At 61.8% G+C, this 24031-nt stretch carries 22 protein-coding genes; 11 read left to right on the top strand and 11 right to left on the bottom strand.

Annotated elements, in window-relative coordinates:
• Positions 1-12: 12 nt before the first annotated feature.
• Complete coding sequence (locus PW792_11315) at positions 13-3159, bottom strand: glycosyl hydrolase family 28 protein (protein MDE1162517.1); 3147 nt, start codon at positions 3157-3159, stop codon at positions 13-15.
• Between the two features lie 163 nt (positions 3160-3322).
• Here PW792_11315 and PW792_11320 point away from each other — a divergent pair, with 163 nt between their 5' ends.
• The 7 genes from PW792_11320 (at position 3323) to PW792_11350 (ending at position 11237) form a co-directional block, all read left to right on the top strand.
• The gene (locus PW792_11320; GenBank protein MDE1162518.1) at positions 3323-4651 is read left to right on the top strand and encodes an MFS transporter; all 1329 of its coding nucleotides are present in this window, start codon (positions 3323-3325) and stop codon (positions 4649-4651) included.
• Positions 4652-4894: 243 nt separating this feature from the next.
• Entirely contained in the window at positions 4895-7270 is a 2376-nt protein-coding gene (gene metG, locus PW792_11325; protein ID MDE1162519.1) for a methionine--tRNA ligase subunit beta, read from the top strand.
• A 21-nt stretch (positions 7271-7291) separates the two neighbouring features.
• Entirely contained in the window at positions 7292-7555 is a 264-nt protein-coding gene (locus tag PW792_11330; GenBank protein ID MDE1162520.1) for a hypothetical protein, read from the top strand.
• A gap of 2 nt (positions 7556-7557) precedes the next feature.
• The gene (locus PW792_11335) at positions 7558-8403 is read left to right on the top strand and encodes a TatD family hydrolase (protein ID MDE1162521.1); all 846 of its coding nucleotides are present in this window, start codon (positions 7558-7560) and stop codon (positions 8401-8403) included.
• 94 nt (positions 8404-8497) lie between these two features.
• On the top strand, positions 8498-8998 hold the full coding sequence (locus PW792_11340; GenBank protein ID MDE1162522.1) for a YajQ family cyclic di-GMP-binding protein: 501 nt from the start codon (positions 8498-8500) through the stop codon (positions 8996-8998).
• A 28-nt stretch (positions 8999-9026) separates the two neighbouring features.
• Positions 9027-10028 carry a polyprenyl synthetase family protein gene (locus PW792_11345; GenBank protein MDE1162523.1) on the top strand — a complete coding sequence of 334 codons (1002 nt, stop codon included), beginning with the start codon at positions 9027-9029 and terminating at the stop codon, positions 10026-10028.
• 72 nt (positions 10029-10100) lie between these two features.
• Positions 10101-11237, top strand: a complete 1137-nt coding sequence (locus tag PW792_11350) for a hypothetical protein (protein MDE1162524.1) — start codon at positions 10101-10103, stop codon at positions 11235-11237.
• Between the two features lie 21 nt (positions 11238-11258).
• Here PW792_11350 and PW792_11355 read toward each other — a convergent pair whose 3' ends face one another.
• Genes PW792_11355 through PW792_11370 form a run of 4 tightly spaced genes read right to left on the bottom strand, consistent with a single transcriptional unit; the run spans position 11259 to position 14151 of the window.
• Complete coding sequence (locus PW792_11355; GenBank protein MDE1162525.1) at positions 11259-11840, bottom strand: zeta toxin family protein; 582 nt, start codon at positions 11838-11840, stop codon at positions 11259-11261.
• On the bottom strand, positions 11837-11986 hold the full coding sequence (locus PW792_11360; protein MDE1162526.1) for a hypothetical protein: 150 nt from the start codon (positions 11984-11986) through the stop codon (positions 11837-11839). The genes PW792_11355 and PW792_11360 overlap by 4 nt, the downstream gene beginning before the upstream one ends.
• 9 nt (positions 11987-11995) lie before the next feature.
• Positions 11996-12268 (bottom strand): exodeoxyribonuclease VII small subunit, encoded by a 273-nt coding sequence (gene xseB, locus PW792_11365; protein ID MDE1162527.1) that lies wholly within the window; start codon positions 12266-12268, stop codon positions 11996-11998.
• Positions 12268-14151 (bottom strand): bifunctional homocysteine S-methyltransferase/methylenetetrahydrofolate reductase, encoded by a 1884-nt coding sequence (locus PW792_11370; protein ID MDE1162528.1) that lies wholly within the window; start codon positions 14149-14151, stop codon positions 12268-12270. Before PW792_11370 ends, xseB begins: the two co-directional genes overlap by 1 nt.
• Positions 14152-14286: 135 nt before the next feature.
• Between PW792_11370 and PW792_11375 the strand changes: the two genes are divergently transcribed.
• The 4 genes from PW792_11375 (at position 14287) to PW792_11390 (ending at position 18955) form a co-directional block, all read left to right on the top strand.
• Positions 14287-15810, top strand: coding sequence for a hypothetical protein (locus PW792_11375; GenBank protein ID MDE1162529.1), 1524 nt, complete (start codon positions 14287-14289; stop codon positions 15808-15810).
• 12 nt (positions 15811-15822) lie between these two features.
• Positions 15823-16599, top strand: coding sequence for a bacillithiol biosynthesis deacetylase BshB1 (bshB1, locus tag PW792_11380; protein ID MDE1162530.1), 777 nt, complete (start codon positions 15823-15825; stop codon positions 16597-16599).
• Between the two features lie 326 nt (positions 16600-16925).
• Positions 16926-17942, top strand: coding sequence for a ferritin-like domain-containing protein (locus PW792_11385; protein MDE1162531.1), 1017 nt, complete (start codon positions 16926-16928; stop codon positions 17940-17942).
• 11 nt (positions 17943-17953) lie between these two features.
• Complete coding sequence (locus tag PW792_11390) at positions 17954-18955, top strand: ferritin-like domain-containing protein (GenBank protein MDE1162532.1); 1002 nt, start codon at positions 17954-17956, stop codon at positions 18953-18955.
• A gap of 68 nt (positions 18956-19023) precedes the next feature.
• On the opposite strand, the gene PW792_11395 is transcribed toward PW792_11390, so the two are convergent.
• The 6 genes from PW792_11395 to dcd form a co-directional block, all read right to left on the bottom strand.
• Positions 19024-19644: a hypothetical protein gene (locus tag PW792_11395; GenBank protein MDE1162533.1), complete on the bottom strand. Its 621-nt coding sequence runs from the start codon at positions 19642-19644 to the stop codon at positions 19024-19026.
• Between the two features lie 14 nt (positions 19645-19658).
• The gene (locus PW792_11400) at positions 19659-20543 is read right to left on the bottom strand and encodes a UDP-3-O-(3-hydroxymyristoyl)glucosamine N-acyltransferase (GenBank protein ID MDE1162534.1); all 885 of its coding nucleotides are present in this window, start codon (positions 20541-20543) and stop codon (positions 19659-19661) included.
• Between the two features lie 13 nt (positions 20544-20556).
• Positions 20557-21513 (bottom strand): lysophospholipid acyltransferase family protein, encoded by a 957-nt coding sequence (locus PW792_11405; GenBank protein ID MDE1162535.1) that lies wholly within the window; start codon positions 21511-21513, stop codon positions 20557-20559.
• 90 nt (positions 21514-21603) lie between these two features.
• Positions 21604-22296, bottom strand: coding sequence for a lipid-binding SYLF domain-containing protein (locus PW792_11410; GenBank protein MDE1162536.1), 693 nt, complete (start codon positions 22294-22296; stop codon positions 21604-21606).
• Positions 22297-22570: 274 nt separating this feature from the next.
• A complete protein-coding gene (locus PW792_11415) occupies positions 22571-23260 on the bottom strand; it encodes a response regulator transcription factor (protein MDE1162537.1) in 690 nt (229 codons plus the stop codon).
• A 49-nt stretch (positions 23261-23309) separates the two neighbouring features.
• Positions 23310-23864, bottom strand: a complete 555-nt coding sequence (gene dcd, locus PW792_11420) for a dCTP deaminase (protein ID MDE1162538.1) — start codon at positions 23862-23864, stop codon at positions 23310-23312.
• Positions 23865-24031 lie beyond the last annotated feature (167 nt).

Raw genomic sequence — 24031 nt, forward strand, 5'->3', positions numbered from 1 at the left:
TCGCGTTAGCCGCTACTGGATATTGACCACCAGCGTCGTCACCACAGAAGAAGCCAGCCCTCCGCCATTCAGCGTATACGTCACCGTCTGCGACCCACTCGGCTTCGTCCCTGTGCTGCTTGAAGAAGACCCGCCACCGCAACCACTCATCCCCGCCAGGCCAATCCCCAGCAGCAGAACCATCATCAGGCGCATCCCTCTGCGCTTGCGTGCGCCGAACAACGTCAGCATCAGCAACCCGGCATACTCCACACCGCGCCAGTCGCTCCCGCGCACCGCGCTCGTCGTTGCAGCCACCGAGATCGTCAGCGTAGACGTCACCGCCGACGCACCCGTCACCGCAACCGAACTCGACGCAGGCGAGCACGTCACATACGACACCGACGAAACACACGTCGCCGTCAGCGTCCCCGTAAAACCTCCGCCCGGCGTCATCGTCGCCACCACCGAGCCACTTCCTCCCGCACTCACACTCACCGGATTCGGCGTCGTCACAACCGCCAGCGGAGCCGACACCGTCAGCGTCTGCGCACTGCTCGTCGAAGCCGCGTAACTCCCCGTTGCCGCCATCGTCGCCGTCACCGCATACGTTCCCGCAGCCGGAGCCGTCGCCGCAAGCGTCGCCACACCAGACGCATTCGTCACCGCCGTGCCCAGCGTTCCACTCGCCGTCGCAAACGTCACCGTCGCCCCACTCACCGCGGGCGTCACCGTCGCCGTCAAACTCATACTCGCCCCAACATAGGTCGCAGACTTGCTCAGCGCCAGCACCGTCGTTGTCGCAATCGTCGTCACCGTCACACTCGCCGAGGTACTCGCCGCGCTGTAATTCGCATCGCCGCTATAAGCAGCCGTAATTGTGTGCGTGCTCACACCGTTCAGCGTCACGCTCGTCGTGCCGCTGCCATTGCTCAACGTAATCGTTCCAACGGTTGCGCCACCCTCCGTCAGCGTCACCGTACCCGCAGGCGTCGCCATCCCGCTTCCTCCCGCAAGCGTCGCCGTCACCGTCGTGCTCGCGCCCGAGGCGATGCTCACCGGGTTCGCCGTCACCGCAAACGTCAGCGGAGCCACCGTCGTCACCGTCAGCGTCGATACCGCGCTTGTGCTCGACGTAAGAAAGCTCGTATCGCCGCCATACGTCGCGCTCAGCGAGTGCGCCCCGCCTGCCAGCATCACCGTAGTCGCGTAGGCCCCAGACGCAAGCGTCCCCTGCGCGATCTGCGTCCCGCCGTCAGAAATTGTCACCGTCCCTGTTGGCGTTCCCGAAGCTCCACCGCTGGCAGCCACGCTCACGCTCAACGAAGCCGCCGTGCCGTACGCTACCGTCGAAGTCGCGGTCAGCGTCGTAGCCGAAGCCAGCGTCGGCCCGCTCACCGTCACCACAAACGAGCCAAAGTTCAGCGCACCATACGTCGTATCTCCCGGATACGTCGCCGTAATCGTGTGCGTCCCTGCCGCAAGATTGCTCAGCACCAGGCTCGCCAGCGAACTGTTCGTTCCATTCGCGCCCAGCGTCCCGGTTCCCAGCAACGTCATGCCCTCATAGAAGCTCACCGCCGCCGTCGGAGCAGCCGCCCCGGTATAGTTCCCCACCGTTCCGTTGAACGTAGCCTGTGAGCGCGTCGGCTGCAGCATCGCATTGAGCGTCACGCTCGCACCACCAGCCACCGTCGCCGCGTTCAGGTTTGTCGCCGTCGCAGTCGCTCCAAACAGCTCACCCACCAGCGCCGGAAAAACCGTCGCCGTCGCCGAGCAGTCATACGCTGGAGTCGCCGCCGCCGTCGCCGATCCCGTATACGTCAACCCCGTCCCCGCCTGCGTCTGCAGCGACGCCGGATACACGTTCCCCGCCAGCGCAATCGTCGCGTACGTCAACGCAGGAGAGTACGTCATCGCCTGGTCCGACACCACATTGTTCAGCGTCGCCGTCGTCAGATAGTTGGCGCTATACCCCGCAATCGAAAACGTGTACTTGCGCGTCGCCGTAGGGGCCAGAAGGTGAATATTCTGAAACACAATATTCTGAAACGACGGATACAGCGTGCCCGAGTTGCTGTTGTACAGCGGCGTCACATATACCGGCCGCGCAATGTCTCGCAGGCATACATTCTGGTACGTAATGTTCTGCACCACGCCGCCCCGGTCGATCGAGCTCTTGATGCGCAGACCGTTCTGGTTGCCGTCCTCCACCTGCCCGGCCATATTCACGTTCTGCACCAGCATGTTGCTCACGCCGCCCTGCGTATAGCTCCCGATTGAAATCCCGTGGCTCGCATAGATGTACGAGTTCGCCACCGTGATGTTGCTCGAGTTCGACGACCCCGACACCGCAATCGCGTCATCGCCCACCGAGACGTACGAGTTCTTCACCGTCACGTTCGTTCCCTGCGGATCGATACCGTCCGTGTTGTGCGACGTAAACGGCGCCTGAATCTTCACTCCCCAGATCGTTTCGCCGCTCACATTCGACGTCACGATATGAAAGTTCGGCGAGCTGCGAATCGTGATCTTGTAGAACGTCAACGACGAGCTCTTGCTCGGCTTCATGAAGCTCACATTGTCCTGGCTCTGCCCTGCCGTATTCGCACTGTCCGCGTTCGTCCACCACGAAATCCCCGTGTCCACGCCCGCCGAGTTCAGGATCGTGGCATTCCCCCGCAGGTCGATCACGCCATAGCCGTACACCCCCGACCCCGTGTTCGCCGACCCATTATTGAAGTAGAGGAAGTACTTGCACGCATTCCCGCTTGCCCCATAGCTGCCGCACGTCTCCGTCGCGCCGGACACCTGATAGTCGCTCGCTTTGCGCGACGCAAACAGCGTCACTCCGCCGTCCACAATCAGCGACACGCCGCTCGGAAGGTTCAGCGACGAGGTTAGGAACGCATACTTTCCGCCTCCGCCCGCAAGCTCCACCGCCTTGCCGCTCGCGCAGGCCGTCAACGCCGCCTGCACCCGGCTCGTGTCGTCCACCGTCTCGCTCGCAGGTCCGCTGCCCACAATCGCCTGCTGGGCGGTCAAAACCGTGCACGCCACAGGAAATATTGGCTCCGTCACCGTACGGCTATCGCCCGTCGCCAAGGTCTGCGCACCCGCCATCGACGCCACCATGGCGCACGCCCACAACCCACCTAAAACCTTTTGTACCTGCAACATTCGCGTCTGCCTCGAGCTTCGGGGAAATTCGGCGAGCATTCTCCCCACCCCACGCGACTCCTGTCAAGCCAATTAGAAAAACCTGCCTAACCGGTTGACACCCGTATCTGCAAACAAGCATCCTCATTCCCAACTCAGGAAAGAGAACCGGCCGATCCCTCTAATGTCTTCCTCCTCGATTGCCTTCGAAGAAACACCCCGTACCAACGTGCGGTGGTTCGTCTGCTTCCTCCTTTTTCTGGCAACCACCATCAACTACATGGACCGCGGCGTCTTCTCGTTTATCGAGCCACTGCTGCACAACGTGAAGTTCATGGGTTGGAACCACGCCGCCGATCAGTTCCACCAGCCGGTCTTTGACAACAACTTCGGCAACGTCCTGATCTACTTCCAGCTTGCCTACGGCGTCGGCTTCCTCTTCGTCGGCCGCATCATCGACAAGCTCGGCACCAAGACCGGCTACGCGGTCGCCATCGCCATCTGGGGCCTGGCCTCCATGTCGCACTCGCTGGTCACCAGCGTCGTCGGCTTCTGCATCGCGCGCATCTTCCTCGGCCTCGGCGAGTGTGGCAACTTCCCCGCCGCCATCAAGGCCACCACCGAGTGGTTCCCCGCAGAAGAACGCGCAAAGGCCGTCGGCCTCTTCAACTCCGGCTCGAACGTCAGCTTCTTCCTCGCTCCTCTCATCATCGCCGCCGTCACCACACGCTTCGGCTGGCGCTCAGCGTTCATCGCCACCGGCTCCATGGGCATGGTCTGGCTCGTGCTCTGGCTCAGCTTCCCGTACAACAAGCTCCGCCGCAGCGGCACCATGACCCAGGCCGAGCTTGAACCCGTCGTTGAACGCTCGCACCCCATCCTGAGCATCCTCTCGCACCCCGGCACCTATGCCTTCGCCGTGGGCAAGGGACTCACCGACGGCGTCTGGTGGTTCTACCTCTTCTATCTGCCGCAGTTCCTCAACCGTAACTACGGCCTCGACCTCGAGCACGCCTACTGGTACATCGTCACCGTCTACGTCGTCAGCTCCGTGGGCTCCATCTTCGGTGGCGCACTCTCCGGCTGGCGCATGAACCGCGGCGCAACCGTAAACAGCGGCCGCAAATTCGCCATGCTGGCAATGGCCCTGCTGGTGCTTCCGCTCGTCTGCGTTCCGCACCTCGGCACCCTCTTCCCGCACAACCCCTGGCCCGCAACGCTGGTCATCGCACTCGCGGCGGCAGCGCATCAGGGCTGGTCGGCCAACCTCTTCTCCACGCCGTCTGACATGTTCCCCGCCACCGCCGTCTCCACGGTCGTGGGCATCGGCGGTGCAGCCGGAGCGGCTGGCGGAGCGGCCTTCACCTGGATCGTCAAGCGCAACCTCTCGCTCCACCCGCTGCTCGTCTTCACCACCGCAGCCTGCGCCTACATCATCGCCCTGGCGATCTTCCAGCTTCTCGTCCCGCGCCTCGGCGCACGCCGCGAAGCCGAGTTCCCCGTCGGCGCCTAACTCCAAATCCACTCAAAACAGGAAAAGCCCGGCAAACGCCGGGCTTTTCTGTTTCCCTTCACTCCCGCGCCCACCTCCCTCCCGCTCTCCCCAAATCCCCTGCGCCACAAATCCCTTCGCGTAGCTTTGCGCCCTTCGCGCCCTTAGCGTCAAGGCTCTCCCTCCCCGAGCCGCAAATCCCCGCTCCAAACGCCCCGCAAGCACGCCCACACCGTCACCTAGTAGACTGCTAGACGGACCGAGATGCCCAACGAAAACCCCAGCAAGTTCTATCTGACGACGCCGATCTACTACGTAAACGCGCGCCCCCACATCGGCCACGCTTACACAACCATCGTCGCGGACGTCCTCGCACGCCAGCACCGCCTCCAGGGCGACGACACCTTCTTCCTCACCGGCACCGACGAGCACGGCCAGAAGATTGAGCGCAGCGCCGCCGCCGCAGGCATCCCGCCGCAGCAGTTCACGGACCAGGTTTCGGCCAACTTCCGCGCCCTCTGGGAGCGCATGGGCCTCACCTACGACCGCTACATCCGCACCACCGACGACGCCCACAAGCTTGGCGTCCAGAAGCTCTTCACCGAGCTCTACTACCGCGAAAAGATCTACCTCAGCACCTACACCGGCGCTTACTGCGTCTCCGACGAAGCCTTCGTCGACCTCCCCGTAGGAACTCCCTGCCCCGACTGCGGCAAGATCCTCGAAGAGGTCACCGAAGAAAACTTCTTCTTCAAGCTGAGCGAGTACCAACTCCCCCTCCTGAACCTCATCGAGTCGAACGATCTCGTCATCGAACCCGCGACAGCACGTAATGAAGTTCTCAGCTTCTTGCGCGGCGGAACGCCGAAGATGGTTGACGGGAAACTGCTTGTTCCGGGTGAGAACGATATCGAGCGAACTGCTGCCGGATTCCCCTACGTCCCCGGCGCCCTCAAAGACCTCTCCATCTCCCGCTCCTCCTTCACGTGGGGCATCCCCGTCCCCGACGCTGTCCAGAAGGCCTCCGGCACCACCCAGCAGCACGTCGTCTACGTCTGGCTCGACGCTCTCGCCAACTACATGACCGCCGTCGGCTACGGCTCCGACAAACCCGAAGACATCGCCTCCTTCGCCAGGTACTGGCCCGCCGACCTCCACCTCGTCGGCAAGGAGATCACGCGCTTCCACTGCATCTACTGGCCCGCGTTCCTCCTCGCTGCCGGTCTGCCGCTGCCGAAGAAGATCACCGCCAACGGCTGGCTTCTCTTCGACAACGCCAAGATGTCGAAGTCGCGCGGCAACGTCGTCCGCTCGGAAACCATCCTCGACGCCTTCGGCGAGCGCGTCTACGCTACCCAGTTCCCCGACTCCACCAAGCGCGAGCGCGACCTCTTCGCCTCCGACGTCCTCCGCTACTTCCTGCTCCGCGAGATCCCCTTCGGCCAGGACGGCAGCTTCTCCTTCGACGCCATGGTCACGCGCTACAACGCCGACCTCGCCAACGGCTACGGCAACCTCGTCTCGCGCACCCTGTCGATGATCGACAAGTACTTCGCCGGTGAAGTTCCCGCACCCGTCTTCGAAGACACCGAAGACAGCAACATCGCGCCCGACGGCTTCGACGCCGCCGTGCTCTCCCGCGCAGGCGAAGCCCTCAAGGTTCGCCTCAAGGAGCTCTCCGAGACCGACTTCGCCACACGCCTCAGCGAAATCGCCGCCTTCATCACCACCGTCGACGGCTTCATCACCGCCAACGCCCCGTGGAAGCTCGCCAAGGACGAAGCCATGCGTGGCCGCCTCGCCACCGTGCTCTACGTCACCGCCGAAGCCGTCCGCTGGGCCACCGGCCACCTCTACACCATCTGCCCCTTCGTCACCGAACGCGTCTGGGCACAGCTCGGCCTCGGCTCCATGGAACACTCTTGGCGCAACGGCGAACTGGCAAACCTCTACTGGGGCGGCCTCGCCCCCGGCACGAAACTCGGCCCTCTGGGCCCACTCTTCCCGCGAGCGGAAAAGACGCTCGCAGAGACGATGATCGAAATGGAAAACGAAAACGCACGTCCCGCGGCTCCGCTCGCGGCTGCTGCCACCCCGGCCACACCCGAACGGACGCCCACCAGCACCACCGACCCCGCAGCTCCGCCGCGCTCGCTCGACGAGCCCTCCGGCACGCTCTCCGTCGCAGGCTCCGCCGCCGTTACCACCGAGCGCGTCCACACTCCGCACACCGACGCCAACCCCAGCGGCCCCTTCGCCTCCGCAGCTTCGCAGAGCCCCGTCACCGCAGGCCCGGCAGACGCTTCACCCCAGATCACCATCGACGACTTCGTCAAGGTCGAACTCCGCGTCGCAGAAATTCTCGTCGCAGAACGCATCCCCAAGGCCGACAAGCTCCTCCGCCTCGAAGTCTCCCTCGGAGACATCCTGCCGCAGCGCCAGATCCTCTCCGGCATCGCCGAGTGGTACACGCCCGAAGACCTGATCGGCAAGCGCATCCTCATCATCACCAACCTCGCTCCGCGCAAGATGCGCGGCCTCGAATCCCACGGAATGCTCCTCGCCGCCAGCGAAGAGGGCGGCAAGCCCTTCCTCGCAACCGTCCCCGAAGGCGTCCCCGTCGGCACCCGCCTCAAATAAACTCAGCACAATGGAGGCCTCATGGAAAGCATCTCGCAATCTTTGAAGTACCTCGAACCAGCAGGCAGCGTCTCGACACCAACGAAAGTCGAGCGTTGCTTGCGCGCTCTACAAGTCGTGGCATCTTTATGGGCTGTGGCAGGTTCTATAGCCATGACATTCGCCATGCAATCGAACGCTGCCAGGTCACGCACCTTCGCCATCGGCTGCATTCTGATCTCAGCAGCCCTGTACTCCGTGCTCTTCCCTCTTTGGTACATCCTCAAACCGGAAGCATCCAGATAACTGTGCTAATCGACTCTCACTGCCATCTCGACGACTACACCGACCTCTCCGCCATCCTCGCGAACGCCTCCTCTGCGGACGTCCGCGAAGTCGTCGCCATCGGCATCGGCAACGGCCCGCACGAGATGCACGTCGCCGTCGACATCGCCCACAAACACCCGAACGTCTGGGCCACCGTCGGTGTCCATCCGCAGGAAGCCCACCAGGTCGACGTCGAATCGCTCGCCATCCTCGCCACTCTGGCAGCCGACCCCAAAGTCATCGCCATCGGCGAAATCGGGCTCGACTACTATCACGCCGAAAACCCCGATGTGGACGTGCAGCAACGCGCCTTCGTCGACCAGATGCACATCGCCATCCGCGCGCAGAAGCCCATCACCATCCACGTCCGCACCTCCGAGCTCGCGCAGCCCAACGCCAGGGCCCGCTTCGAGTCCCACGGCAACCCGCACGCCGCCTGGGACGACCTCCTGCGCCTGCTCCACGAAAGCTGGAAGCCCGCAGGCCTGCCCGGCATCATGCACTGCTTCTCCGGCAACGCCGACCAGGCCCGCGCCGCGCTCGACCTCGGCTTCTACCTCAGCTTCGCCGGCAACGTGACCTACACAAAGTCCGCCATCATTCAGGATGTCGCCAGGTGGGCCCCGGCCGATCGCATCCTCGTCGAGACCGACGCGCCGTTCCTCACGCCGGTTCCCATGCGCGGTAAAACCCCGCAGAACGAACCCGCCCACACGGCCCACACCGCGCGCTTCCTCGCCGAACTCCGCAACACCACGCCGGAAGCCATCGCCGAGCAAACCACGGCCAACTTCCGCACGCTCTTCCCCACTACAGCCGCGTCGTAGAAATCTCTACGCTCTCCTGTCTAACCTCTAATGTCTCGCCTTTGCCTTTCCTCTCCCAAGCCGACGATAATAGAAACCGTAAAGGATACAAACCATGGCAGCAGATCAAAGTTTCGACGTCGTCAGCAAGGTAGAAGTTCAGGAAGTCAAGAACGCGATCGACCAGGCGCAGAAAGAAATCGCCACGCGCTTCGACCTGAAGAACTCGAAGTCGACCATCGCCTTCGAAGGCACCGACACCGTGCAACTCGCTTCGCAGGATGAGTACACCCTCAAGGCGATCATCGAGATCCTCGCCAACAAGTTCGTCAAGCGCGGCGTCTCCCTGAAGAACCTCGACTACGAGAAGATCGAGCCTGCGGCAGGCACCTCCGTGCGCCAGAAGATCAAGGTCAAGCAGGGCATCGAGTCCGACGTGGCAAAGAAGATCGTCGCGCTCATCAAAGACACGAAGAAGAAGGCGCAGGCTTCCATCCAGGGCGACACCGTCCGCGTCTCCTCCAAGGACCGCGACACGTTGCAGGAGATCATGGGCCTGCTCCGCGGCAAGGACCTCGGCGTTGAGCTGCAGTTCACCAACTTCCGCTCAAACTAACCTCGAAACGAGTAGACTAGGCGACAGCGTGAGTTCTTTTTCCATCGCGACCTCGGCCGAAGTGCTGGATCTTTTGCGTGACGACCTTCTGGCCGTCGAGCAGGAGTTCACCACGCAGTCTCAGTCTCCCGTGCGTGTCGTCACCGACATCGCCGAGTACCTGATCGCTGGCGGCGGCAAACGTATTCGCCCGCTCCTTCTGTTGCTCGCAGCCAAGGCACTCGGCTGCACCTCTGAGTCGCGCATCCGCCTCGGCGCTGTCGTTGAAATGCTGCACACCGCCACACTCGTCCACGACGACATCATCGACGACGCCTCCACGCGCCGTGGCCGGCCCAGCTCGAACACCACCTGGGGCAACTCCAAGTGCGTGCTCGCCGGCGACTGGCTCTACATGCAGAGCTTCCAGACCGCGCTGAACGAGCGCAACTTCCGCATGCTCGACCTCCTCATCTCGCTCACGCAGGAGATGGTCGAAGGCGAGCTGCTGCAGATGGAAAAGCTCGGCCACCTCATCAACGAGGAAGAGTACTTCGACCTCATCTACCGCAAGACCGCCTGCCTCTTCAAAGTCTCCATGCAGCTCGGCGCAGTGGTCACCTACCCGGCTTCAGAGAACCTTCTTCCCTACGAAGAAGCTCTCGGCGAGTACGGCCGCAACCTCGGCCTCGCCTTCCAGATCGTGGATGACGTCCTCGACCTCACCGCGCAGGATGTGATTCTCGGCAAGCCCGCCGCCAGCGACCTTCGCGAAGGCAAAGCCACACTCGCCGTGATCCACGCTCTCGAGCGCGGCACCGGAGCCGACCGCGAAGCGATCCGCACCGTCATGGCCGACCGCAGCTTTGCGCGCATCGACCACACACAGATCCTCGAAATCCTGCGCCGTCACGGCTCCCTGGCCTACGCCATGGAAACAGCGCAGGCCTACGCAGAAGTCGCCCGCCAGTCGATCTCGACCCTGCCGGAAAGCGACTACAAGCGCGCTCTGATGTGGGTCCCCGGCTTCGTCACCAGCCGCGACCGCTAAGCAAAAAAATACTTGCCTTCACCATGTACTTCGTTGATAGTGAAGGGGTAATCACCCAGGCTATAGCGAAGCATGATCTCTCTTGAAGTTTTTTCAGAGTTGCTTGAAGTCCTGTACTCCGCCCCGCTAAAGGCGGAGATGTGGGATCAATTCCTCGATCTTCTCTGCAAGGCCACGGACTCCAGCGGAGCCTTCCTGCTCTGCGCCGACATGAGTCTTGGCCACAGCATTCGCTCCCAGGGCGGCGTCATGCTCTCGACGCAGGACGTTGAGGCCTATCGCGACTCCTACGTCTCGCGCGATCTCTATCGCATCCAGGTCATTCGCCATCAGGCGCTGGGCGTCGTGGATCTCGACACCCTGATGCCTCGCGCCACGCTTCTGGCCTCAGACCTCTACCGCGACATCCTCGCACCCTCTGACCTCATCTACCCCGGCCTCGCCGTCTTCACCTGCGAGCTTCGCCGCATGGAAGCCATCAGCTTATGGCGCTCCGAAGCGCAGGGGCCCATGACCGCCGAAGCCACCCACATCCTCAAGCTGCTCTACCCTCACATCAAGTCCGCACTGGAAATTCGCCGCGCCCTCGGCGTCAGCGAGGACCTTCGCCAGCAGACCAGCGCCATCGCAGACGCCAGCCCCACTCCGACACTGCTCGTCTCGCACGATAGAACGCTGCTCCAGGCCAACGCCGCCGCCCGCAAACTACTCGACAAAGGCGAGGGAGTTCTGCTCCGCAACGGCCAGCTCCACGCCATCCACCGTACCAGCGATGCAGAGCTCCGCAAGCTTCTCGCCGGATTCCAGACGCAGCTTGAACTCTCCGCGGCTCCGCGCCTGTCAAACCCGATTCATCTTCTGCGAGCGAGCCACCGCGCACCGCTCAACGCCGTCGCGTCCCCCACACAGTACGCCCCGGGCCACCACGCCGTGCTCCTGCTGATCACCGACCCCGAACGCCCGCCCTACACCCCGGAAGACGCCCTTCGCGAGCTCTACAAACTCACCCCGGCCGAAGTCGACATCTGCGCCGGCCTGTTGAGCGGCAACTCGTTGCAGGAAGTAGCCTGGCACCGCAAGGTTTCTCTGGGCACCGTACGCGGCCAGCTCAAAAACATCTTCCTGAAGACAGCGACCACCTCACAAAGCGAGCTCACCCGCCTGCTGATGCAGCTCCCCGTAGCGCCTCCGGAAACTGACGCACCGTAACGACTACAGACCCGTCAAACGTTATGGAAGCAACGCCTGCAACGGTTTTGCCCAGTCAGGTAATGGCTCCGTCCAGACCATCGACTCACGATGACCCGCCGCCACAAGGCAATATCCCGCAGCAGTGGAGTTATCCAGAAGAATGGCTACATCCGCCAGAGGCAGTAATCGAGCCATATTCGCCAGAGTCCGCGGGTAACGCCTTCGTTGATCCTCTTCCGGCACATCGTGCAGTCCCTTGAGAACGCGGGCCTTCACACGAGCAATATTGATCTCTACGGAAGTCGTCCCAATAAAAATAAGGGAGAGGAGGAACCCATTCGCCTTGGCTCGCGAAGCCATACGGAGGTAAGTGTTGCCAGATAGCGTCGTCTCCACCGTAAAGCTTTGCCTCGAGGCGATAAGCTCTTCTGCGCGCAACAGAACCCTTCGTCCCGCCTCCATACTGTGATCATTATTCGGGAGAGTTTCTCGAAGAGCACGCGCGACGGCGTCAGGATCCAAAAGCGGAGCGCCCTGGAAAGCCTCACGAGCCGAAGACGTCAACGTACTCCTCCCTGCGCCGTTCGATCCAGCAAGAATCGTAAGCGTCGGAGAGCTCATGCAGCGTCAGGCTGTTTTACGGGGGTGTTCTTCTGCTGCTCGAGAACCCACTCGAGCTTCTTCAACTCCCAGGCGACACCTTCGCGACCACGCTTCACCAGCATCTCAGCGAATTTTTGAACATCGACCTCGGCATCCATAGCCAATTCAGACTACTACTCTTCCTCGTAAGCGTCATCCATATCGTCATCGCCTTCTTCTTCGGCGACAGCCATAGCAATCTCTTCGACCTGCACCGGTCCACCGGCCTCCGGCTCGACCAGAGCCTGCAGCTTGGCCTCGGCGTTCGCCAGCACCGTCTTGCACGAGCGCGACAGATGCACGCCGCGCTCAAACAGCGCCACCGAATCCTCCAGCGCCAGGTCCCCGCGCTCCAACTGCTCGACGACCTTCTCCAGCTCCGCTAAATCCTGTTCAAACGCTGCCATTAGACCGCTACCTCCTGCATCTCTGCGGGCACAAGCCCCAGCACCTCGGCTGCCAAAGGATACTTGCCGAACGGAGCCGAAACCTGCACACCCTGAACCTCGCCGCGCACCGCTGCCAGCATCTCCTGCGCGATAGCGACACCCTCAGCCAGCCCCGCTTCCTTGCTGGCGGCGTTCGCCATGCGGGCCAGAATCTCCCTCGGCATCGCGACCTTCAAATCGTTCTTCATAAACTCCGCGTTGCGGAAGCTAGTCAGCGGCCAGATGCCCGCCACCACAGGGATGCGGAAACCCTCTACGCGCTTGAGAAACTCCTCCAGCAGACGCAGATCAAAGACCGGCTGCGTAATCGCATACTCCGCGCCCGCTTCCACCTTCGCCGCAAAGCGCCGCACCTCGTGCTCCATGTCAGGAACACCAGGATTCGCCGCCACCGCCACACTGAATCCGGTCGACTCTCCAATCGGATTGCCGCCAATATCCAGCCCGCGATTCAACCCGCGCACAATGTTCGCCAGTCCGATCGCATCGACGTCAAAGACCGCCGTCGCATCCGGATAATTCCCCATCTTCGGCGGATCACCCGTCAGGCAAAGAATGTTCTTCAGCCCCAGCGACGCCGAGCCGAGCAGATCGCTCTGAATCCCCAGCACATTGCGATCACGGCAGGTGTAGTGCAGAACGCTCTCCACCCCGACCTTCTGCTCAATCTGCAGACACAGGCTCATCGCGCTCATGCGCGCACTCGCCCGCGGCGAATCCGGCACATTGATCGCGTCCACCCCGCACTGCTTCAGCAACGCAGCGCCAGCCAGCTCCTTCGAGCAATCCACACCCTTCGGCGGAACAATCTCCACCATCGTCACAAACTCGCCGCGAGCTATCTTCCGCCCAACCAGCGACCGCGTCTCCAGCGCCGGAGGCTCAACGCCCTTCCCTTCGACCACCGCAACCGTCGAAAGTCCGGCCTCTCCGCTCGCCTGGGCATCCATCGCGCGCAGCGCCGAACGCATCGACCGAATATGTGTCGGCGTCGTTCCACAACAGCCACCCACCCAGCTCGCTCCCGCGCGCACAAACTTCCGCGCAAAGCTCGCCATATACTCCGGCGACGTCAGATAAATATTGCGGCCTTCCACCTCGCGCGGAAGCCCGGCGTTCGGCATCGCCACCACCGGCACATTCACCACCGCGTGCATACGCTGCACCGCTTCCAGCACAACCTGCGGACCCGACGAGCAGTTCGCTCCCACGGCTGAAGCTCCCGCCGCCACCAGCGCCTTCGCCGCATCCTCCGCCGGCGTTCCGTCGAGCATCTTCACCTGCTCGTCCACCGTCACCAGCACCACCACCGGCAGTTGCGGAGCCACATCCTTCGCCGCCGCCACAGCCTCCACCGCTTCGGCCAGCGACATCATCGTTTCCACAATCAGCAGGTCCACGCCGCCATCGGCCAGCGCCAGAATCTGCTCCGCGAACACCGCGCGGGCCTCTGCAGCAGAAACTTCGCCCACCGGCGCCAGCTTCACACCCAACGACCCCACAGCCCCGGCGACAAACGCCTCGGTATTGTGCTTCTCCCGGGCAGCCTCCACCGACTGCCGCGCCAGCCGCGCTCCCGCCAGGTTGAACTCACGAACCTTGTCCGCCAGATCGAAGTGCGTCAGCCGAAAGCGATTTGCTCCAAACGTATTGGTTTCAATCACCTCCGCCCCGGCCTGCAGGTACTGCTGGTGAACGGAACGAACGGTTTCGGCCTGGGTCACGTTCAGCTCGTCGTAGCAGCGGTTGATGAACACGCCACATCCGTAGAGCATCGTGCCCATCGCGCCATCGCAAAGAACTGTGCGTCCGCCGAAAAGTTTTGCCTGCACCTCGTTCATCACTCTCGTCCTACACCCTCTCTGGCTAAACCTCCATGGTATATCGCTCTCCGTCCACGGGCTTCCCTTTGCTATACTCAGCCTATAAAGTTCGCGGTAAATGCGGTGTTCGCGTTCGGTTTGGAGTCGTTCACGTTGAAGAAGAAGAGCCTGTTTGCCCAGCTCCTCGCTGGGTTTCTTCTGGCGGCAGCTGTCATAGCCATCACTGGTTGCGGCACCGTCCTGTATCACGAGCCGGCGTATACCTACGCTGGCCGTCCGTATCCCCCCAGCGGCCTCCTGCAGCGCGTGCTGGTCACCTATACGACGAACGGCAGTTCTGGTGCAGCACAAATGCTCGACGGTCTTCGCGACCTTCGCGGCAACATCCAGGACACCATCCAAAGCTTCCCGATCAGTGGCTACAGCGCCAGCTATCCGAACCAGATCATGAACTTCCCCGAGCAGCAGCGCGGTTACGTTTATGACCGTACCGGCGGCGTACTGACCACGATCAACTACTCCACCGAAGCCAGTGGCGGACAGGCTGCCAGCTTTGGCGCCAACTCGCCCTCCGTGGACGCTGAGCCGAACGGCACCCGCTTCATGGGTGCGGTTTACTCGCAGGGCGTTCTCGAAGTTGCAGGCGCAGGCGGAAGCTACATCTCGCTCAACCTGCCCGGTGTCTACAAGGTCGCCATCAACCAGGGCAACAGCATCCTGCTCGCCATGGTGCAGAACTCGAACACGCTCTACCGCGTGATCAAGCTTCCGCAGACGACCAACCCCGTGCTGCCTCCCGGCTACATCGACTGCGAACCCATCACGCTGCCGGTCTACTGCGTCGTCCCGGTTAAGGGTACCTTTGACCACCCCTACGACGCCTACTTCTCGCTCGACGGCTCCTCCGTGTTCATCATGAACTGCGGCCCCGAGTGCAGCGGGACCACCGCAGGCGTCACGGTTCTCGACCCCTCGATGCTCCAGGTGGATGAAATCCCCACCGTGGCTCCGCTCGACGCTGCGGCTCCTACCGCGCAGAAGACTCTTCCTGTCGCCAACCCTATTCCCGTGCCAGGCGGCGCGACGATAGGCTTGTCTGACTCGAACAACCTGTACGTCGCGGGCCAGCAGTTACAGACCACCGGAACCTACAGTGGCCTGTTTGCTGGAAACCTCAGCACGATCAACCTGACCTCCTACGCGGTCACCTCGAAGATCTCCATCTCCGACGGCACGCATACGCGTCTGCTCTTTGCGGATGACAGCACCCTCTGGGCAGGCTCCACCAGCTGCGCAAACGGTGTACGTGCGGCAACCGCAGCCACCGAGCTCAGCAGCGGCGGCGTCACCGATCAGGCTGGCGATTACAACTGCCTCACCCGCATCAGCCTTGCTGGAACCGCGCCCACGGCAACCATCATCCCGCAGGTCGTTCAGTCCTCGACCTCGCCGGTTACGGTTCCCTACCCCAACACCAACCTCAATCAGTACTACTACGGCGACCTCGCCGGTATTTGCTGGGTGCAGAACTACCACAAGGTCTACACGGCCTACGGTGGACAGATCCACGCCTTCCAAACCGCTGACGGCACGGAGATCAACAACCAGTACCTCACCGTCCAGGGCACCGTTCTTGATGTGGCGTACATGGATGCCATCTCCAACAGCGCCAACTAAACGAGACACCTGATGTCACACTTCCTCGACCCCGTGCCGGCAACCCCGAACGGGGTCGACGTGTCTTCGCCCACCGTAGAGGTTCTCGCCATCGCCGCCCATCGCGACGACGTCGAACAGACCTGCGGTGGCACCCTTCTCGTGCAACAGGCCCTCGGCTCCCGCACCGGCATCCTCGACCTCACGCGCGGCGAAGGCGGCACACGCGGCTCTGCCGCAGAGCGCGAAGCCGAAGCCAACGCCGCCGCAAAGATCCTCGGTGTCACGCACCGCGAAGCCCTCGACCTCCCCGACTCCAACGTCCGCAACACACTCGAGAACCGCCTCAAGATCGCCGCCGTCCTTCGCCGCCTGCGTCCGCGCGTCGTCATCCTTCCCTACTGGGAAGGCCGTCACCCCGACCACTACAGCGCGGCCACGCTCGGCTACGAAGCCTGCTTCCTCGCAGGCCTCTCCAAGCTGGATCTCGACCCCATCCACGGCAAACCCCACCGGCCGTACAAGATCCTCTACGCTTCGCTCTACGCCGACGTACGCCCCACCTTTGTCGTCGACATCACGCCGCACATCGAAACCCGCCTGCAGTCTCTCCTGGCCTATCGCTCGCAGTACGGCGCACAAACCAGCGGCTCAGGACTCTTCGTCCCCGAAGAAGACATCCGCGAGCGCATGTACGCGACCGCCCGCCACTACGGCCTGCTTGCAGGTGTGCGTTACGCCGAGCCCTTCGTCCAGAAGGAAGTCTCGCTCGTCACCGACCTCATGCACCTTCCCGTCGCGAGCCTTTAGACAAACCAGCCGCGAGCCTTTAGACAAACCAGCCGCAAGTCGTTAGACAAGCCCATTATGGGTCTCGAGACGAAGCGATTGCGAGCCTGTAAACAAATACCCTCATTCCACTTCAATTCATAGCGATTGCATTTTTTTCTTCACATCGTGCAATCCAACTAATCCGTGTGCGCGTAACTCTGACGTTGATGTACGCCTAACGTCCAACGGTCGTTCGCACGCTGATCGATCACACATAAGTTGCGATCGGTCGCGTGGAACTTACGTTCCAGCACACGCGCCCTCTCGTGCCTGAACGCAAGCTCACCCCATCAGGAGAAGCACCCGTGGATCCTATTACTGGCAAACTACAGAGCCTCGTTGAAAAGTCGCGCACCCGCCGCGCCTTCCTCGCCGGAGCCGGTTCCGTCGCAGCAGCCGCTGCCCTTGCAGGTTGCTCCGACGACGGCACCATCGCTCTTCCCGCAACCAGCACCGTCACCGACGCCGACATCCTCACCTTCGCCCTCAACCTCGAGTACCTCGAAGCTGAGTTCTATCTCCGCGCCGCTACAGGTGCAGGCCTTGCCTCCGCCAACATCGGCGGCAGCTCCGCTGGTGCGGTCACCGTACCCACCACGACCAAGCTCTCCGGCCTCACCAGCTTCCAGCAGAACCTGCTGAACGAACTGGCCTACACCGAGCAGCAGCACGTCGTCTATCTCCGCTCCGCTCTCACCGCTGCCGGTGCCACGCCCATCAACCGGCCCGCCATCGACTTCGTGAACTCGTTCAACGCCATCGCGTCGCTTGCCACCATCGGCTCAAGCTTCAACCCCTTCGTCAACTTCGACAGCTTCATCACCGCTGCCGCGATCTTCGAAGACGTAGGCGTTACGGCGTACAACGGCGCTGCTCCGCTCATTAGCGCAGCAGGCGTCAAGGCAGGCTACCTCGCAGCCGCCGCAGGCATCATGGCAACCGAGGCCTATCACGGTGGCGCTCTGCGCGGATACATCATCAACCAGGCCGTCACGCTCGGCACCACGGCGTACCCCTACTACACCTACTTCAACCTCATCCAGGGCGTCGTCTCCTCGCTCTCCAGCAGCTACGGCACGTTGAACCTTGCAGGAGCTTCCGCTACGGCGACGGTCACCGTTCCCACCACTGTCACCTCTGACAATGCGGTTCCGGCTGACTCCAACGCTCTGGCCTACCACCGCACCACGGATCAGGTCCTGCACGTCGTCTACGGCACCTTCTCGCCCACCTCGGGTTCCACCACTCCCGCAGCAGGCGTCACCAAGGGTGGCTTCTTCCCCGCTGGCCTCAACGGCAACATCACCGCTACCAAGTCCTAAAGGAGAAGATCATGGCGAACCAGGAAACACTGAAACTCGACAGCATCATCGCAAGCCGCCGTGCACTCCTCATGGGAGGCGGCGCAGTAGCCCTCGCATCCGCATTCCTGCCCAAGCAGGCCAGCGCGGCACTTACCCCCTCGTCCATCTCGGACGCCGACATCCTCAACTTCGCCCTCAACCTCGAATACCTTGAGGCGAACTTCTACTACCTCGCCGCCTATGGCACCACCATCTACGGCGCAGCCTCTCCCCTCACCATCACCGGCACAGGCACGCAGGGTACGGTAACGACCGTCGCTTCGCCGAAGGTCACCTTCACCTCGCCCGTCATCGCCGCCTACTGCGTCGAAACCGCGATTGAAGAAGGCCGTCACGTCTCCTTCCTGCGCAATGCGCTCAGCACCGGCGCCGTCGCCATGCCTGCCATCGACCTCAACTCGACCACCAGCGGCACCGGCGCGTTCGACAAGCTCGCCCAGGCAGCCACCATCGGGACCAGCTTCAATCCCTTTGCCAGCCAGGCCAACTTCCTCGTCGGCGCCTACATCTTCGAGGACGTCGGCGTCACCGCATACTCCGGCGCAGCCCCACTGCTCAGCACGGCCAACCAGCCGAGCTCGAACTTGCAGGCCGCAGCCAGCATCCTCGCCGTCGAGGCGTACCACGCCGGTCTCATCCGGGCCAGCATCAACCAGCTCGACCCCAACAACTCCCTCGGTCTGCTGACCTACACGCAGAAGATCTCTGCGACCCGTCAGCTGCTCGCTAACCAGACCCGCACCACCAGCGTCACGGACGACATCGGCCTCAGCACCGGCGTCACCGTCTCCCTCGCCGGCACCTCTGCCACCGCCACCACCGTGGTCGATGCAGACGCCACCAACGAGGTCGCTTTCGCCCGTAGCACCAACGCTGTGCTCAACATCGTCACCGGCGGCGGGGCCCTCAGCTCCGGCACCAAGGCTACGGGGGTCTTCTTCCCCGCGGGCCTGAACGGCAACATCGCGTAAAACGTTTCAAAACCTCACGGGGCGCACTCATTTGAGCGCGCCCCGTATCTTTTTCCCTCAAATTTTCCTCAAAAACGCTGGTTTGCGAGCTTATTCCGTACAAAAACCTCTAGCTCTTCGCTCCGAAAAAACGTTTCATTTACGCGCAAGCAAGGCTTCCCCCGCAGCAGCGAAGCCGCCACGTTCTCCCAGTTTGCCGCACCCGTCCCCACCGCATCGCCCACACAAACAAACGCATCGATGCGATCTAAATACCTCAAAGCAGACTCTTTAAAGTCATCCACCCGGCCGTCCACCACGAACAAAGCCAGGTCAGGCTTCACAAAACGCAGCACGCTGTTGGACTCCACAATCGCATCATCGGCTTCACCGATCAGCATGCGCACCCTCGGCATCGCCTCCGCCAACTGCCCCTGCCGCGTCCTCACCCACATCGATCGTTTTGCGCCTGCTGTGAGGTAGCGGGCGGTGTCTTTATTGCTTGTGGTGGAGCGCTCTTCGCTGATCGCAATCGTGTGGTCGTCGGTAGCACAATCGCAAGGCTCGCCGTTCGCCGAACACACGCCGTGGCCGTACTGCGTGATCTTGATCGCAGTCCACGCGCGCTCAGGAAAAGCTGCGATAACACCAGCCATTACGCCCGTTTTCCCGATGTTCCGTGTGTGTCCGCCGACTACAACCAACGCCATCGCGCACCCCTCACTTACTTCAGACGCCGCAGCCGCGCCAACGACTTCATCAGGTTGCGAATCGGCTCCGCCGGGGTCCCTGCAAACATCTCGCCAGGCCCCTTCACCGTCGCTCCGCGAAACACGCCAGCCTGCCCGCCAAGAATCACTCCCGGCCCAATGCTGCAGTGATCGGAAATTCCGACTTGCCCGGCCAGAACCGCTCCATCGCCGATCACACACGAGCCCGAAATCCCGACCTGCGCGGCGATCACAACATTACGCCCGACACGCACGTTGTGCCCAATATGCACCAGATTGTCGATCTTCGTGCCCTTGCCAATCCGTGTTTCCCCCAACGCGCCGCGATCAATCGTGGAGTTTGCGCCAATCTCGACATCGTCCTCGATCACCAGCGCACCCTGCTGCGGAAATAGCGTGTACTCGCCCGTCTTCGCATCGCGTGCATAGCCAAAACCGGTCGATCCCACCACAGCTCCCGCCTGCAAGACGACACGATTACCTAACACCACGCCAGCGAGCACCTTGGCCCCCGGCCCGAGGGTGACATCGTCACCCAGCACAGCATCGGCTTCCACCACGGCGCCAGCAGCGATCCGTGCACGAGCCCCGATCTTTGCGGAAGCGTCTACAGCCGCCGCTGGATGCACGAACCCTACGCGCACAGGCTCCAGCGCCTTTGCCAGCTTCGCAAACTCCAGGCGGGGATCCGCTACCGCCACGACACGCTCATCGCTCACCGCAGCGGCCAGCGCCACGGTGGTCAGCACCACACCGGCCTGCGAAGCCAACGCGGCCTGCAGCGCCTCTTCCTTCTCGGCAAACACAGCGGCATCGGCCCCGGCGTTCTCTGTCGCAGCCACGCGCTTCACTCGCGCCAGCACATCTCCAAGCTCCACGCTTTGCCTCCCTTTAGTACAACGACGGTTCGCCCGCAGGCCGCGTCTTCCAGCGCCGATGCACCCACAACCACTGCTCCGGATACTGCCGGATATACTGCTCCAGAGTCGCGGTAAACTTCGCCGTATTGGCCACGATGTCGGCGTCGCTATCGCCAGTGCGCGACAACTCGATCTCATGGCCGAAGTGCAGCACATACTTCTGCTCGTCTTCGTGCCATGCCAGAAAGCCCGGCAGCACCGCTGCGCCCGAGTGCATCGCTACGCGTGCCAACCCGGAGGCGGTGCAGGCCTGGTGCCCGAAGAACGGCACGAACACACCCTGTGGCGGCGTCATGTTCGTGTCCATCAGAATGCCAACGGTCTCGCCACGCTTCATCGCCGAAAGCAGACCGCGCGCAAAGTCGTCCTTGTGCAACGCTTTATTGCCGTGCAGCGAGCGGATACGGTCCACAAAGGCGTCTACGCGTGGGTTATCCAGTCGCCGAATCACCATCGACATGGGATGCCCCATCAGCGAGTGGAAGAAGCTTGAAAGTTCCCACGCCCCCAGATGCGCGGTCAGCACCAGCACGCCCTTGCCTTTGGCCTCTGCGGCGAGAAAACGCTCCATGCCCTCGTCATAGCGCACAAACTTCTGCGCCGCTTCGCGGGTATAACCGCTCATCTTGCAGAACTCAGCAACCTGCCAACCGAGGGAACGAAACTCTTTGCGGAGAATCTGGTCGCGCTCCGTCTCACTCTTCTCAGGAAAGGCGATCTCGAGGTTGCGCATGCCCACGCGTCGCAGCCGGGAAGACGACTTCAGCGCTACCGCTCCCAGCCCCGCACCCACAGCCCGAGCGACTCCACGCGGCAGAAGGCCCACACCGCCTACCAGAGCGCGCAACGCCCAATACTCGGCCGCTTCGCGAAGCGTGCCTTCGCCGTCGCGGCCTTTACTCTTCTGCTTGTTCTTCGTCTCGCTCAAACAGCTATCAGTGTACGCAAGCCTTGCCTTCAAAAACGCAACAAGGGCAGCCATAATGGCTGCCCTTGTTGGATAGTGCTTACGATTGGTTTACTGGTTAACCTTCGAGATGACGAAGTACTTGGCAACCGTGTGCACGAAGCGACGAGCGTTCGGCGGGGTGGCATGCTTGCCAGCCAACACCTGAGCGAAGGGCAGGTCTGCGCCGTACTCTGCACGCATATCGTCGCCGTCGTCGTCGAGAACCGTGCCGTCAAGATCGATACCCGCAAAGAGACCCTTCGAACGCGAGTAGGTCAGGAACTCAGCGTTGAGCTTCCAGTCCGTACCAGCCTGGGCGTTGCGGCCCACGGGGCCTGCCGAAGCAGCAGCGTCTGCACCCAGCTTGAACTTGTTGGCGAGCATGTGGTGCAAGCCGTTCTTGTTCATCGCGACAATGACAAGATCAGTCGACTGACCACCGATCTGCCAGCCAAAGCTTCCGCCTGTCAGCTTCACCATCACGGGAGCCGACCAGCCACCCGGCGTACGGCAGGTTGCCGCGCCACGGCCATACTGTGCGCCGAGGATGAAAGCGCCCTTCTTGTATGCCGGAATCACAACCACGCAGTATGCACCCGAAAGGATCGACTGGGGAATGCCCTTGTCCGGCGAAGCCATGATCTCAGTCAGAACGTTCGCAGCGTTATCAAGACGGTCCCCAAGCTTCGCATCCTGCGCCTGAGCCGGAACCAGCGCGGCACTCATAGCCAACGCACAAATTGCACCCACAAACTTTTTCATCGCAAACCCTCTCTTTTTCGGCCGGAGCCTTTTTCTAAAATTTCCGTAGCCAATTTCTCTGATGGTGAACATCCCACGCTGGTTGTGTGCACCACGCTACGGAAGTAAAAAAAATGCATCCTGCCCGCAAAAGAAAAAATGGGGGTTGTGAACCGCGACTCGTCACCGCGCTTCACAACCCCGCTTCTCCCAGGTCTGTACTGAAACCATAGTGACGCCTTTCGTAATCATTGACAAGGGTACTAATGGTTGTAGACCTGCGTTACCACCTTCGTTAGCTGGTTACCTGCTCCTGCTCCATCGCCCGAAGGGTCAGTTCCACCCTGTTTGCAGAGCCGGATTTGCGCAACATTCGGCCTAAATGGGCCTTTACCGTGGTTTCGTCGATGCCGAGAAGCTTGGCAATATCGCGGTTTGTGCGCCCATCTTTCAGCAAATGGAGGACTTCCTTTTCGCGCGGGGTCATCAGGGAAGCAACCGGTTCGGCCACGCCGGCACCGCTTCCCTGTACGCCGCCAGCATCGATCAGGCGGGCCAGGACCTTGCGCGGAGCCCATACCGAGCCGTCGAGAACGACTTCCATCGCCATGCGGAACTCCGCTTCGCTGGCGGTTTCCAGTAAGTACCCTCTGGCACCGGTGCCGATGATGGTCTGGACGTACTTCTGGTCAACGCTTTCGCCGACCACGATGACTCGAAGCATGGGAGCCTCGCGCCGCAGACGCGCAAGCAGATCGTTGAGACCAGCGCCTGCCGCTCTGGCGTCCAGCACCAAGGCCTGCAGCTTCCGCAGATGAGAAACGAGTTCCTCAAGCCGCAGGAGAACAATCTCCAGCCCAGTAATTTCTTCCAGAATGGATTCCAGCCCGACCGCACGCATGGGGTCGACCGCCACTACACCGACACGTTGCCTGGCACTCTCTTCCATTGCACACCCGAGGGATTCATCGATCGATTCGAACATCTACTGGTGCTGGCTTCATCGATCTCTGCCGAGCCGCAACGTAGCTGACTTAGAGCTTTGGCAGAACGATTCCGTGCTGCCGCATGTACTTGCCGTTGCGATCGCCGTAGCTGACTTCGCACTGCTCATCGCTCTGGAAGAACAGAATCTGGCACAGGCCTTCGTTGGCATAGACACGGGCGGGCAGCGGCGTAGTGTTTGAAATTTCCAACGTCACGTAGCCTTCCCACTCCGGCTCAAACGGCGTGACGTTCACGATGATGCCACAGCGAGCGTAGGTGCTCTTGCCGACGCAGATCGTGAGCACATCACGCGGAATCTTGAAGTACTCCACCGAGCGGGCGAGGGCGAACGAGTTTGGCGGAACGATGACGCTGTCCGAAGTTACGGTGACAAACGAGCGTTCATCGAAGTTTTTCGGATCGATAATCGCCGAGTTGACGTTGGTAAAGATCTTGAACTCGTCGGAGACGCGCAGATCGTAGCCATAGCTGGAGAGCCCGTAGCTGATTACGCCTTCGCGTACTTGCTTTTCGCTGAACGGCGAGATCATGCCGTGTTCAGTTGCCTGCTGCCGGATCCACTTATCGCTCTTGATCGCCATGCATTTTCCTCGCACACCACGGCTATGCCCGGTGTGTCTGACATTTGCTTAGGGTACCTGCTTACGCAGGAAGTCGGGCTTTGCACATGAGCCTATCGCAAACTCCTGTGGCTTACATTGACAATCGAAAATGGGCTCACCTACCATCGTGATTACCGGGCGTACAT

The sequence above is a fragment of the Acidobacteriaceae bacterium genome (genome assembly GCA_028283655.1).
Taxonomy (GTDB): domain Bacteria; phylum Acidobacteriota; class Terriglobia; order Terriglobales; family Acidobacteriaceae; genus Granulicella.

Coding starts and splice junctions, on each gene's coding strand:
- PW792_11395 (MDE1162533.1), bottom strand. CDS start 19,644: ATGGCGTTGGTTGTAGTCGGCGGACACACACGGAACATCGGGAAAACG.
- PW792_11390 (MDE1162532.1), top strand. CDS start 17,954: ATGGCGAACCAGGAAACACTGAAACTCGACAGCATCATCGCAAGCCGC.
- metG (MDE1162519.1), top strand. CDS start 4,895: ATGCCCAACGAAAACCCCAGCAAGTTCTATCTGACGACGCCGATCTAC.
- bshB1 (MDE1162530.1), top strand. CDS start 15,823: ATGTCACACTTCCTCGACCCCGTGCCGGCAACCCCGAACGGGGTCGAC.
- PW792_11410 (MDE1162536.1), bottom strand. CDS start 22,296: ATGAAAAAGTTTGTGGGTGCAATTTGTGCGTTGGCTATGAGTGCCGCG.
- PW792_11330 (MDE1162520.1), top strand. CDS start 7,292: ATGGAAAGCATCTCGCAATCTTTGAAGTACCTCGAACCAGCAGGCAGC.
- PW792_11415 (MDE1162537.1), bottom strand. CDS start 23,260: ATGTTCGAATCGATCGATGAATCCCTCGGGTGTGCAATGGAAGAGAGT.
- PW792_11355 (MDE1162525.1), bottom strand. CDS start 11,840: ATGAGCTCTCCGACGCTTACGATTCTTGCTGGATCGAACGGCGCAGGG.
- dcd (MDE1162538.1), bottom strand. CDS start 23,864: ATGGCGATCAAGAGCGATAAGTGGATCCGGCAGCAGGCAACTGAACAC.
- xseB (MDE1162527.1), bottom strand. CDS start 12,268: ATGGCAGCGTTTGAACAGGATTTAGCGGAGCTGGAGAAGGTCGTCGAG.
- PW792_11315 (MDE1162517.1), bottom strand. CDS start 3,159: ATGTTGCAGGTACAAAAGGTTTTAGGTGGGTTGTGGGCGTGCGCCATG.
- PW792_11340 (MDE1162522.1), top strand. CDS start 8,498: ATGGCAGCAGATCAAAGTTTCGACGTCGTCAGCAAGGTAGAAGTTCAG.
- PW792_11320 (MDE1162518.1), top strand. CDS start 3,323: ATGTCTTCCTCCTCGATTGCCTTCGAAGAAACACCCCGTACCAACGTG.
- PW792_11350 (MDE1162524.1), top strand. CDS start 10,101: ATGATCTCTCTTGAAGTTTTTTCAGAGTTGCTTGAAGTCCTGTACTCC.
- PW792_11370 (MDE1162528.1), bottom strand. CDS start 14,151: ATGAACGAGGTGCAGGCAAAACTTTTCGGCGGACGCACAGTTCTTTGC.